Source organism: Methylobacterium sp. JK268, from assembly GCF_054052225.1.
Map to the genome: position 1 here is coordinate 272,151 of NZ_JBSVZN010000002.1, position 12,774 is coordinate 284,924.

Here is a 12,774-nt window from a genome sequence, read left to right on the forward strand (position 1 = left end):
GGAGACCCGGAAAAGGGCGATCCTCCTCAAGGCGCGAACTCGAGTGCCGCGCCGCTAACCTCCTCAGCGCAGGATCGTCGCGCGCACCCACCAGCCGGGATGAGCGGCCGCGATGGCGCGGGCGGCCTGGGCCGCGCGGGTCCTGTGCGCGAAGAGGCCGAACACCGTCGCCCCCGATCCCGACATCCGGGCGAGCCGGCAGCCCGGCCGGTCGCGCAGGGCCGCCAAGGTGTCGCCGATCACGGGCGCGACGGTGAGCGCCGGCGCTTCGAGGTCGTTGCGCGCCGGCGCGATCACGCCGAGCAGCGCCGCGGCGTCGAGGCCGGGGCCGATCGCCGGATGGGGCACCGCCGCGGCCGGGTTCGCCTCGCCGACCGCGAGCCCGAGCGCCCGGAAGACCGGCGCCGTCTCGACCGGAACGCCCGGATTGATCAGCACGGCCGGGAGCCCGGGAAGGGCGAGGGCGGGGCCGACCGCCTCGCCGGCGCCCCGCATCATGCGCGCGCGGGGGGCGAGGCAGACCGGCACATCGGCCCCCGTGGCCCGTGCCGCCTCGATCAGCGCCGGGTGGTCGCCCGGGAGGCCGTTGAGCCGCGCGAGGAGGCGCAGGGCCGCCGCCGCATCCGACGAGCCGCCGCCGATCCCCGCGGCCACCGGCAGGCGCTTCACCAGCGAGAACCGACCGGCGGCGAGGCCGGGCACGAGAGCGGCGAGGCGATGGGCGGCCCGCAGCACGAGGTTGTCGGCGGTCGGGCCGGCCGGCCCCGCGGTCGGACCTGAGACGTCGAGGGCGAGATCGGGGCCCGGCGTCAGGCTCAACGTGTCGCCGACGCCCGCGAAGACGACGAGGCTCTCCAGCGCATGGTAGCCGTCACCCGGCCGGCGGCCGAGGACGTGCAGCGTGAGGTTGATCTTGGCGGGCGCGCGGGTGGTGAGGGGCAGCACGGTCGGACTCTGTGGGCTGATCCCGGACCCTCTCCCCTATGCGCGAGCATTTGCACCAGGGAAGAGGAACGACGACGTAACAGAGGTTTATTCAGGCAAGTCGGCGTCCGAGCGAAGCGCGGGATCCCCTCTCCCGCACGGGAGAGGGGATCCCGCGCTTCGCTCGGATGTCGATACCGCCATTTTGGCGAGAAGAGTGTCTCTCGGGCCGGCCCCTCCCCCGCAGCGGGGGGAGGGTTGGTTCCCGCCTAGCCGCCGTTCTTCGGCGTCGCGCCCATGGCCGGCGGGTCGCTCGGGGCCGGCGAGCCCTTCGGCATCTCCGGCTGGTCCGGCGTCGGATGGCCCTCGGCGGTGGCGGCAGGCTTCTCCGGCTCGGGCAGGCCGTCCTTGAGCTTCTGCTCGATCTTGGCGAGATCCTCCGGCTCGGGGTTCAGGTCCTTGGCGTGCTGCCACTGGAACTTCGCCTCGAGCCGCCGGCCGCTGCGCCAGTAGGCGTCGCCCAGGTGGTCGTTGATCGTCGGGTCGCCCGGCTTCAGGTCGACAGCCTTCTCCAGCTCGCGCACCGCGTCGTCGTAGCGGCCGAGGCGGAAATAGGCCCAGCCCAGGCTGTCAACGATCATGCCGTCCCGCGGCTGCAGGTCGACGGCCTTCTCCAGCATGCGGAAGGCCTCGTCGATGTTCATGTTCTGGTCGACCCAGGAATAGGCGAGGTAGTTGAGCACTTGCGCCCGCCCGTTCGGCTGGTTCTCCGGCACCAGCGACAGCGCCTTCTTCAGGTCGGCCTCGGCCTTCGGCCAGTCCTTGGCCCGCTCATAGGCGGTCCCGCGATAGTAGTAGAGGTTCCAGTAATTCTGCTGCGGCTCGGCGCCGATCAGCGAGATCGCCTTCGAGTAGGTCTCGGCGGCCTCGGCGTACTTCTTGCGGGAGCGCTGCACGCTGCCGAGCGCCGAGATCAGGTCGATGTCGTTGGGGTTGGTCTTGGCGACCGCGTCGAGGTGGGCCAGCGCCTCCTCGCTCTTGCCCATCTGCTCCAGGTTGAGGCCGATCTGGATATCGGTGTTGAGCTTGAGCGGCGAGGTCGCCGGCATCTTGGCGAAGGTCTCGTTGGCGCGCTCCGGGAGCTTCATCCGCTCCAGCGTGTCGCCGAGCGTCAGCAGCGCCAGCGGGTGGTCCGGCGCGAGGTACAGCGCGAGGCGCAGGTAGATGACCGCGGGCAGTTCCTCGCCCTGCGACGTCCCGGCGGTGCCCAGGCCGTAGAGCACCTCGGCGGCGCCCTCCTGCGCATTGGCGATCAGCGGCGCCAGCGGCGTGCCGGCCTTCAGCTTCTCCAGCGCGTCGCGCACGATCGGGTGCCGGGGCAGGATGGCATCGAAGGCCTCGTAGGCGGCGACCGCGAGATCGGGCCGGCCCGAATCCGCCTCGAAGCGGGCGTAGGCGTCGACGATGCGCAGGGTGTTGCGGTCCGCGTCGTAGGCCGCCTTCAGGCGCCGCTCCGCCTCGACCTTGTCGCCCACCACGATCGCGATCAGGCCGGCGTGGTAGTCGCGGAAGACGTTGTAGTAGCGCTCGCCCTTGAGCTTGTTGATCGTCTCGAAGGCCTTCTTGGGCTGTCCCTCGCCCGCGTAGGACCAGGCGGTGAGCAGGGTCGAGGTCAGGTCCCCGGTCGCGCCGCGGCCGCCCCGCTGCAGGTTCTGGCGCGCCTGCGCCCATTGCTTGCCCTTCAGCTTTTGCACGCCGAGCGCCAGCTGAGCGAGGCCGTTCGACGTGTCGCGGGCCGAGAGCTTCTCCGCCGCCCGGAAGGCCTCCGGGAGCGAGCCGTCCGCCAGCAGCGCCACGAAGGAGCGCTCGAGCAGTTCCGCGTTGCGCGGGTCGCCCTTCACGGCCTCCCGGTAGAAGGAGGCCGCCGCCGTCGTGTCCCGGGACGCCCCGGCGATGTAGGCCGCGAGGAAATTGCCTTCGAGGGAATCTGCGGGCTCGTAGGTGGACGTCGTCGTCACGTCGCGGGAGGCGAGCCGCGCGGCGAGGCCGGGGGAGGGGGCCGCCAGCAGCAGCGCCAGCAGGGCGGCGCCGCCGCGCAGGCGGGTCGGCAGGGAACGGGTCATGGGCACCAAGTGACGGCTCCATCGGCGCGCCGGCCGCAGCGACGGCGCGCAATCGGGCGCGACATTGAACCCTGGACGGGGCAGCGGCAAGACCGAAAGGGGGCGGCCCTGAGGCGCGCCCGCGCAGATGAATGGCATTCATCCGCTGTTGCAAACTGTGCGTTTGTGCACGCGGCAATCGGCTGGCAGGGTCGGTTCAACGACAGCGAGAGGAAACGCCCGGGTACGCCGGGGTGCGGCCGGAGCGACCTGCTCCCGCCGGTGCCTGCGGCCACGCGCCGCCCCGTTCCTCCCGTCGTCGAACCGATCGCCGGCCCGAAGGGCCGCACAGCCTGACAGGCTGCACAGGGAGGACGTCATGCTTCTGTCCGGGAAGGTCTGCCTGATCACGGGCGCCGCGTCGCTGCGCGGCATCGGCCGCGCCACTGCCCGGCTCTTCGCCGAGCAGGGCGGGCGGGTGGTGATCCTCGACCTCGACGCCGGCCAGGCGGAGGAAGCGGCCCGCACGCTCGGGGACGGCCATGCGGGCCTCGCCTGCGACGTTACCGACAAGGCCGCCTGCCAGGCCGCCGCCGCCGAGACGCTCTCGCGCTTCGGCCGCATCGACGTCCTGATCAACAATGCGGGCATCACCCAGCCGCTCAAGATCATGGACATCGCGCCGGAGAACTACGACGCGGTCACGGACGTGAACCTGCGCGGCACCCTCTACATGAGCCAGGCGGTGATCCCGCAGATGCGGGCGCAGACGTCCGGTTCGATCGTCTGCATGTCGTCGGTCTCGGCGCAGCGCGGCGGCGGCATCTTCGGCGGGCCGCACTACAGCGCCGCCAAGGGCGGCGTGCTCGGCCTGTGCAAGGCCATGGCCCGCGAGCTCGGCCCCGACGGAATCCGCGCCAACGCGGTGACGCCGGGCCTGATCCAGACCGACATCACCGGCGGCAAGCTCACGGACGACCTCAAGGCCGAGATCATCAAGGGCATCCCGCTCGGGCGGCTCGGCGTCGCGGACGACGTGGCCAAGGCCTGCCTGTTCCTCGCCTCCGACCTCTCCGCCTACACCACCGGCGCCGTGATCGACGTCAACGGCGGCATGCTGATCCACTGACGGAGGCGATCATGTCAGCCGTGCAGACCACCGAGGCGCGCGACCGCTCGAACGTCTCGCTCGCCGAGCGCGCCTACCGGATCCGGCGCAATGCGCTCCGCATGGGCGCGGTCCAGGGCCAGGGCTACATCGCCCAGGCGCTCGGCATCGCGGACGTGCTCGCGGTGTCCTACTTCCACGCCATGGCCTACCGGCCCGACGACCCGGAATGGGAGGGCCGCGACCGCTTCCTGCTCTCGATCGGGCACTACGCCATCGCGCTCTACGCGGCGCTGATCGAGGCCGGGATCCTTCCCGAGGACGAGCTGGAGACCTACGGCTGCGACGACAGCCGCCTGCCGATGTCCGGCATGGCCGACTACACGCCGGGCATGGAGATCACCGGCGGGTCCCTGGGCCACGGGCTCGGCATCGCGGTCGGCTTCGCGCTCGGCCTGAAGCGGAAGGGCTCGAAGAACGTCGTCTACAACCTGTTCTCGGACGGGGAACTCGACGAGGGCTCGACCTGGGAGGCCGCGATGTCGGCCGCCTCCTTCAAACTCGACAACCTGATCGGCCTCGTCGACGTGAACGGGATGCAGGCGGACGGCCCCTCGCGGGGCGTCCTCAACTTCGAGCCGCTCGCCCCGAAATTCGAGGCCTTCGGCTGGTTCGTCCAGCGGGTCGACGGGAACGACATCGCGGCCCTGGTCGCGGCCTTCGACGCCGCCCGGGCGCATCCGGAGCCCAAGCCCCGGATCATCATCTGCGACACGACCATGGCCAAGGGCGTGCCGTTCCTGGAGGCGCGCGAGCGCAACCACTTCCTGCGCGTCGAGCCGGCCGAGTGGAGCCAGGCGCTGAGCGTGCTGGCCGAGGGGAGGGCGGAATGAGGCGATCGAAATACGAGCGGCCGACGCATCTCCTGAACGGGGCGCCGCGGCTCACCACCTCGGCGATGATCGCCTCGCTCGCCGGGCCGGACCAGCGCACCAAGCCGGCGCCGTTCGGGCACGCGCTGGTGCGGCTCGCCGCCGAGCGGCCCGACATCGTCGGTCTCAGCGCGGATCTCAGCAAGTACACCGACCTGCACATCTTCGCGCAGGCCCATCCCGACCGCTTCTACCAGATGGGAATGGCCGAGCAGCTGCTGTTCAGCGCGGCGGCCGGCCTCGCCCGGGAGGGTTTCACGCCCTTCGCCACGACCTACGCGGTGTTCGCGGCGCGGCGGGCCTACGACTTCATCTGCCTGGCGATCGCCGAGGAGAACCTGAACGTCAAGATCGCCTGCGCGCTGCCGGGCCTGACCACGGGCTACGGCCCGAGCCACCAGGCCACCGAGGATCTCGCGATCTTCCGGGGCATGCCGAACCTCACCATCATCGACCCTTGCGACGCGCACGAGATCGAGCAGGTGGTGCCCGCGATGGCGGCGCATCAGGGTCCGGTCTACCTGCGGCTCCTGCGCGGAAACGTGCCCCTCGTCCTCGACGAGTACGGCTATCGCTTCGAGCTCGGCAAGGCGAAGAGCATCCGGGACGGGCGCGACGTGCTGATCGTGACGAGCGGCCTGATGACCATGCGGGCGCTGGAGGCGGCCGAGGCCCTGGCCCGGGACAGCATCGACGTCGCGGTGCTGCACGTGCCGACGATCAAGCCCCTCGACGAGGCCACGATCCTGCGCGAGGCGGGACGCGGCGGCCGGCTCGTGGTGGTGGCCGAGAACCACACGGTGATCGGCGGTCTCGGCGAAGCGGTGGCGGGGCTCCTCATGCGCAGCGGGACGCGCTGCGAGAAAGGCTTCCGGCAGATCGGCCTCCCCGACCAATTCCTGGACGCGGGCGCGCTGCCCACCCTCCACGACCGCTACGGCTTGTCCACGAACGCCGTCGTCGGGAGGATCCGCGAATGGCTCTGACGCCGGTCGCCTTCGTGGGCCTCGGCTCGATGGGCCTGCCCATGGCCAAGAATCTCCTGGCGAAGGGGTTCGAGGTCCGCGGCTACGACGTGCGTCCCGAGGGCCGCGCCGCCCTGGCGGCGGCGGGCGGACGGGCGGCCGACACGCTGCGCGCGGCGGCGGAGGGCGCGGGTAGCCTCGTGCTGATGGTGGTGAACGCCGCCCAGGCCGAGACGGTCCTGTTCGCCGAGGGCGCGCTCGACGCGCTGGCGCCCGGCGCGGCGGTGATCCTGATGGCGACCTGCCCGCCGCAGGCGGTGGCGGGGCTCGCCGCCCGGGTCGAGGCGACGGGGCGGCTCTTCGTCGACGCCCCCGTCTCCGGCGGGGTCGTGGGCGCCGAGACCGGCACGCTCACCGTGATGGCGGCGGCTCCCGCGGAGGTGTTCGCGACGGTGCGCCCGCTCTTCGCGGCGGTCGGCGAGCGGATCTTCCACGTCGGCACCGAGCCTGGCCAGGGCGCCACCGTGAAGGCGGTGAACCAGCTCCTCTGCGGGATCCACATCGCGGCGGCGGCCGAGGCCTTCTCGCTCGCCGAGCGGGTCGGGGTCGACCTCTCGGTGGTGCTGGAGATCCTGTCGGGCTCCTCGGCCGCGAGCTGGATGCTGCGCGACCGCGGCCCGCGGATGCTGGAGGCGGATCCGCGGGTCACCAGCGCGGTCGACATCTTCGTGAAGGATCTCGGCATCGTGCTGGAGGCCGGCCGCGACCAGAAGGCGGCCCTGCCGCTCGCGAGCCTCGCCCACCAGCTCTTCCTCGCCGCCTCCGGGCGCGGGGAGGGCGCGGCCGACGACAGCCAGGTGATCCGGTCCTACCGGGCGCTGAACGGGACGCGGTGAGGAGCCGCGCCGAGCGTGACCCTCCCCCCTCTGCGGGGGAGGGTGGCGAACGGAGTGAGCCGGGAGAGGGGAGCCACGCTTCAAGATGGGGCGCTCGTCGGAACGGCTCAGCTCTTTCCGGAAGCCTGGTTCCCCTCCCCCGCCCCGCTCCGCGAAGGGGAGAGCGTGGGAGCGAACGTCCCGCGCCGCAAGATGGCGAGCCGCCTCGCCGAACACAGCCGAGCAGAGCCGGATCAACCGGCCTGTCGAACCATCGCAAGTCAGGGAGAACGCCATGTCGAAGTCGACCGTTTGCCGCCGCACGCTCCTCGCCGGCGCCGCCGCCGGCATCCCGCTCGTGACGATCCTGCGTCGCCCGGCCAACGCGGCCGAGTTCGAGTACAAGCTCGCCACCGGCCAGGACCCGACCCACCCGGTCAACACCCGCGCGCAGGAGGCGCTGAACCGCATCCGCGAGGCATCGGGCGGGCGGCTCGACATCAAGCTGTTCCCGGCCAACCAGCTCGGCTCGGATACCGACCTGCTCTCGCAGGTGCGCAACGGCAGCGTCGAGTTCTTCAACCTCTCGACCTCGATCCTCGCCACCTTCGTGGCCGCCGCGAGCCTCCCCAACACCGGCTTCGCGTTCAAGGACTACAATGCCGTCTGGGCGGCGATGGACGGGGCGCTCGGCACCTACATCCGCGCCGAGATCGCCAAGACGCCGATCCAGACCGTGTCCAAGGCCTGGGACAACGGCTTTCGCCACATCACCTCCTCGACCCGCGAGATCCGCACCCCGGACGACCTCAAGGGCTTCAAGATCCGGGTGCCCCCGGCCCCGATGCTGACCTCGCTGTTCAAGGCGCTCGACGCGGGCGCCGCGCCGCTCAACTTCAACGAGCTGTACTCCGCGCTCCAGACCAAGATCTTCGAGGGCCAGGAGAATCCGCTGGCCATCACGGCCACCACGCGCCTCTACGAGGTCCAGAAGTCCTGCAGCCTCACCGGCCACGTCTGGGACGGCTACTGGATTCTCGGCAACAAGCGCGCCGTTCAGCGCCTGCCGGAGGACCTGCGCGCCCTGGTCACCCGCGAACTCGACAAGTCCGCCGACGATCAGCGCGCCGACATCGCCCGCCTCGCGACCACGCTCCGTCAGGATCTGACCGCCAAGGGCATCACCTTCATCGAGGTCGATCGCGATCCTTTCCGCGATGCGCTCGGCCGGACTTCCTTCTACAAGGACTGGCGAGCCAAGTTCGGTGACGCGGCCTGGGGCTACCTGGAAGCCGTGTCCGGAAAGCTGGCCTGAGGGAGGACGCGATGCATCTCGAACTCGCCGAGGAGTCGCCTTCGGCGGCCCTCACCGGCCGACGGGCCCGCCTCAAGTGGCTCGACGACACGCTCGGCCACTGCATCGAGGCGCCCGCGGCCCTCCTCGTCGTGCTCGAGATCGTCGTGCTCCTGTCGGGCGTGGTCAGCCGCTACGTCTTCCACCAGCCGATCGTGTGGGCGGACGAACTCGCCTCGATCCTGTTCCTGTGGCTCGCCATGCTGGGGGCCGTCGTCGCGTATCGGCGCAGCGAGCACATGCGCATGACCGCCGTGGTGAGCCTCGCCTCGCCGCGGGTCCGCGCCTTTCTCGAAGCGCTCTCGCTCGCCGCGGGCCTCGTGTTCATCGCGGTGCTCCTCGAACCGGCCTACGAGTTCGCCAGCGAGGAGCTGTTCGTCCAGACGCCGGCCCTGGAGATCACCAATGCGTGGCGCGCCGCCGCCCTGCCGGTCGGCTTCGTGCTCCTCCTCGCCATCGCGGTGCTGCGCCTCGTCGAGAGCGCCGATTGGAAGATCGCCCTCGGCGCCCTCGTGGTGGTGGGGGCGGTGATCGGCGGGCTGTTCCTGGCCGAGCCGACCCTGCGCGGCCTCGGCAACTGGAACCTGCTGATCTTCTTCGTGCTCGGGGTCGGCGCGCTGGTGTTCTCGGGCGTCCCCATCGCCTTCGCGTTCGGGCTCGCGACCTTCGGCTACCTCGCCTTCACCACCCGCGCCCCCTCGATGGTGGTGGTCGGGCGCATGGACGAGGGGATGAGCCACCTGATCCTGCTCGCCGTCCCGCTCTTCGTCTTCCTCGGGCTCCTCATCGAGATGACCGGGATGGCGAAGGCCATGGTCGGCTTCCTCGCAGCCCTGCTCGGCCACGTGCGCGGCGGCCTGCACTACGTGCTGGTCGGCGCCATGTACCTCGTCTCGGGCATCTCGGGCTCCAAGGCCGCCGACATGGCCGCGGTCGCCCCGGTGCTCTTCCCCGAGATGAAGGCCCGCGGGGCCAAGGAGGGCGACCTCGTGGCGCTGCTGGCCGCCACCGGCGCCCAGACCGAGACCATCCCGCCGTCTCTGGTGCTGATCACGATCGGGTCGGTCACCGGCGTGTCGATCACCGCGCTCTTCACCGGCGGCCTGCTGCCCGGCGTCGTTCTCGGCATCACGCTCTGCAGCTTGGTCTGGTGGCGCTACCGGGGCGAGGACCTGAGCCACGTGCGCCGGGCGACCGGGCGCGAGATCGGCCGCGCCCTCGTCATCGCGATCCCGGCCCTGGCGCTGCCCTTCGTGATCCGCTTCGCGGTGGTGGAGGGCATCGCCACCGCCACCGAGGTCTCGACCATCGGCATCGTCTACGCGGTGCTCGCGGGCCTCCTGATCTACCGCCAGTTCAATTGGCGGCGGCTCTACCCGATGCTCGTCTCGACCGCGTCCCTGTCCGGGGCGATCCTGCTGATCATCGGGGCGGCCACCGGCATGGCCTGGGCGCTCACCCAATCCGGCTTCTCCCAGAGCCTCGCCGTCCTCATGAAGAGCCTGCCGGGCGGCTCGCTCGGGTTCCTGGCGGTGTCGGCCGCCGCCTTCGTGGTGCTGGGCTCGGTGCTGGAGGGGATCCCGGCCATCGTGCTGTTCGGTCCCCTGCTGTTCCCGATCGCCCGCCAGGTCGGCGTGCACGAGGTGCACTACGCCATGGTGGTGATCCTCGCCATGGGCGTCGGCCTGTTCGCGCCGCCCTTCGGGGTCGGCTACTACGCGGCCTGCGCCATCAGCCGGATCCATCCCGACGCGGGGATCCGGCCGATCATCGGCTACATGCTCGCGCTCCTCGCCGGCCTCGTGGTGGTGATCCTGGTGCCCTGGATCTCGACCGGCTTCCTCGCCGCGCCCTAGCGCCCGCTTCCCCGCGCCGCCCGTGACGCGGTCGCCCCCCGGCGACCGCGGACGGCCCCGCCTTGCCCAAAGGACCGCCCGCCATGACCGCCGATCCCCGCCGCATGGCGGACGCCATCCGGTTCCTCGCCCTCGACGCCATCGCCCGCGCCGGGGATGGCCATCCGGGCGCGCCCCTCGGCTGCGCCGAGATCGCCACCGCCCTGTTCACCCGCCACCTCGTCTGCAACCCGGACGATCCGGAATGGCCGAACCGGGACCGCTTCGTGCTGTCGAACGGCCACGGCTCGATGCTGCTCTACGCCGCCCTGCACCTCTCGGGCTACGCGGCGATGTCGGAGGCGGCGCTCCGGACGTTCCGCGAACTCGGCTCGCCCTGCCACGGTCATCCGGAATTCGCGCCTCACCACGGGATCGAGGCCACGACCGGCCCCCTCGGCCAGGGGATCGCCAACGCGGTCGGCATGGCGGTGGCCGAGGCGAAGCTCGAAGCCGAGTTCGGGAGCGCTCTCGTCGACCACCGCACCTACGCGCTCGTCGGGGACGGCTGCCTGCAGGAGGGCATCGCCCACGAGGTGATCTCGCTCGCCGGCCACCTGCGACTGGGCAAGCTGACTGTCCTCTGGGACGACAACCGCATCACCGACGACGGCAGCACCGATCTGTCGATCTCCGAGGACGTGCGCGCCCGCTTCCGGGCCGCCGACTGGCAGGTGATCGATTGCGACGGCCACGACGTGGAGGCGGTCTCGGCGGCGCTCCTCCTCGCCAGGGGCGACCCGCGCCCGAGCCTGATCGCCTGCCGCACCGTGATCGGGCGCGGCCTGCCCCGGCTCGAAGGGCAGCGCGGCGCCCATGGCGGCCGCGTCTTCGACAGCGACTGCGCCGAGGCGCGCACGGCGCGCGGCTGGGACCATCCGGCCTTCGCGGTGCCGCCGGAGGTGCGGGCGGCGTGGGAGGCCGGGGCGGGTGGTCGCAACCGCGCCGCCTATGCGGCCTGGCAGGAGCGCCGCGCGGCGCTCTCCCCCGAGACGCGGGCGGCCTTCGACCGGCGCATGGCCGGCCAATTGCCGGAGACCTGGCGCGAGACGCTCCAGAGCCTCAAGCGTCACTGGGCCGAGGCCGCGCCGGAGCGGCCCACCATCGAGACCGCGGCCGACATCCTGGCGGTGCTCGCCGAGGCGATCCCGGACGTGTTCAGCGGCGCCCCTGACCTCGAAGGTCCGACGAAGCACAAGCAGGCGCTCGCCGCCTTCACGGCGCGGGACCGGAGCGGCCGCTACCTCCACTACGGCATCCGCGAGCACGCCATGGGGGCGATGATGAACGGGATGGCGGCCCATCGCGGGCTGATCCCGGTCGGCGCCACCTACCTGGTCTTCTCCGACTACCTGCGGCCGGCCCTGCGCATGGCGGCGCTGATGGAACTGCCCGTCGTCACCGTCTACAGCCACGACTCGATCGGCATCGGCCGCAACGGCCCGACCCACCAGCCGGTGGAGTTCCTGGCCTCGCTGCGGGCCATCCCCAACATGCTGGTGCTGCGCCCCGCCGACGCGATCGAGGCGGTCGAGGCCTGGGAGATGGCGCTCGCCCATCGCGACGGCCCGACCTCGCTGATCTGCGCGCGGCAGCCGCTGCCGCCGCTCCCGCGACCGGCCACGGGCGAGAACCTGAGCGCGCGCGGCGCCTACGTGGTCGCCCCCGCGACCGGCGCGCGCGAGCGCGTGACGCTGATCGGCACAGGCTCCGAGGTCGCGGTGGCGCTCGCCGCGCGGGATCGGCTCCAGGCGGAGGGCGTGCCCGCCGCGGTCGTCTCGATGCCGTCCTGGGAGGCCTTCGCGGCGCAGCCGGAGAGCTACCGCCGCGAGGTGATCCCGCGCGACACGGTGCGGGTCGCCGTCGAGGCGGCGATCCGTCAGGGATGGGACCGCTGGATCGGGGAGGATGGCGGTTTCGTCGGAATGACGGGCTTCGGCGCCTCGGGGCCCGCGGACGCACTGTTCCGGCATTTCGGGATCACCGCGGAGGCGGTCGTGCGCGAGGCGAAGGCCCGCCTCTAGATCGAACGCGCGCGCAAGGCTTCGTCAGGGCTGGGAGATTCGCGGCGGGCCGGTCCGGTGGTCGGGGCGAAAGGATCCCCGCTCCCCATAGGGCTACCGTGTGCACACATCTCGGTAGCCGGCTTATTGAATGACCGCGCCTGGAATGCGCGACAATCCTCATGCTGAGGCGCCGCGCAGCGGCCTCGAAGCACCCGGAACGTTCATCCAAGAGAAAAGGCGCTTTGGACGAGATGCTCTGGGTTGCTTCGAGGCTCGCTCCGCTCGCACCTCAGCATGAGGAGGTGGATTTGTTGCCATTGACGGGATATTATGCTCTGTTTGCGTTCGTGTTGTTGTATCAAATCTGATATGCGTCCAGGATGTACGGCTGTGAATTTGTCGCGCAATGTCGGCCAGGTGATCGTGTCGGCAGCACAGCGCGTGACTTTCCGCCTCAGTAGTCGCGGCGCAGCCTGCGATCGAGCGTTTCCCGCAGAAACAACCCCAGGCCAAGCGTGTGAATACGAGCCATCGAAGGCCCGGAGCAGACGTCGCGGTACGACCTGATCGAAGCCGGCTCCTGGGCGCGGAGCATCTTGTTAAATTTCCCCTG

General features: G+C 71.2%; 9 protein-coding genes. 7 read left to right on the top strand and 2 right to left on the bottom strand.

Annotation, left to right across the window (positions count from 1 at the left end; all coding sequences use genetic code 11):
- Positions 1-63: 63 nt before the first annotated feature.
- A complete protein-coding gene (locus ACW9J6_RS03220; RefSeq protein WP_457114978.1) occupies positions 64-945 on the bottom strand; it encodes a 4-(cytidine 5'-diphospho)-2-C-methyl-D-erythritol kinase in 882 nt (293 codons plus the stop codon).
- Positions 946-1,193: 248 nt separating this feature from the next.
- Positions 1,194-3,047 (bottom strand): tetratricopeptide repeat protein, encoded by a 1,854-nt coding sequence (locus ACW9J6_RS03225; protein WP_457115117.1) that lies wholly within the window; start codon positions 3,045-3,047, stop codon positions 1,194-1,196.
- A gap of 358 nt (positions 3,048-3,405) precedes the next feature.
- Between ACW9J6_RS03225 and ACW9J6_RS03230 the strand changes: the two genes are divergently transcribed.
- The 7 genes from ACW9J6_RS03230 (at position 3,406) to tkt (ending at position 12,179) form a co-directional block, all read left to right on the top strand.
- Complete coding sequence (locus tag ACW9J6_RS03230; protein WP_457114979.1) at positions 3,406-4,155, top strand: SDR family NAD(P)-dependent oxidoreductase; 750 nt, start codon at positions 3,406-3,408, stop codon at positions 4,153-4,155.
- An 11-nt stretch (positions 4,156-4,166) separates the two neighbouring features.
- The gene (locus tag ACW9J6_RS03235) at positions 4,167-5,027 is read left to right on the top strand and encodes a transketolase (protein WP_457114980.1); all 861 of its coding nucleotides are present in this window, start codon (positions 4,167-4,169) and stop codon (positions 5,025-5,027) included.
- Positions 5,024-6,052: a transketolase family protein gene (locus ACW9J6_RS03240; protein ID WP_457114981.1), complete on the top strand. Its 1,029-nt coding sequence runs from the start codon at positions 5,024-5,026 to the stop codon at positions 6,050-6,052. Before ACW9J6_RS03235 ends, ACW9J6_RS03240 begins: the two co-directional genes overlap by 4 nt.
- Positions 6,043-6,927 carry an NAD(P)-dependent oxidoreductase gene (locus ACW9J6_RS03245; RefSeq protein WP_457114982.1) on the top strand — a complete coding sequence of 295 codons (885 nt, stop codon included), beginning with the start codon at positions 6,043-6,045 and terminating at the stop codon, positions 6,925-6,927. The genes ACW9J6_RS03240 and ACW9J6_RS03245 overlap by 10 nt, the downstream gene beginning before the upstream one ends.
- Before the next feature lie 274 nt (positions 6,928-7,201).
- Positions 7,202-8,221, top strand: coding sequence for a TRAP transporter substrate-binding protein (locus ACW9J6_RS03250; protein WP_457114983.1), 1,020 nt, complete (start codon positions 7,202-7,204; stop codon positions 8,219-8,221).
- An 11-nt stretch (positions 8,222-8,232) separates the two neighbouring features.
- A complete protein-coding gene (locus ACW9J6_RS03255) occupies positions 8,233-10,116 on the top strand; it encodes a TRAP transporter large permease (RefSeq protein ID WP_457114984.1) in 1,884 nt (627 codons plus the stop codon).
- An 83-nt stretch (positions 10,117-10,199) separates the two neighbouring features.
- Entirely contained in the window at positions 10,200-12,179 is a 1,980-nt protein-coding gene (gene tkt / locus ACW9J6_RS03260; RefSeq protein ID WP_457114985.1) for a transketolase, read from the top strand.
- Positions 12,180-12,774: the final 595 nt, after the last annotated feature.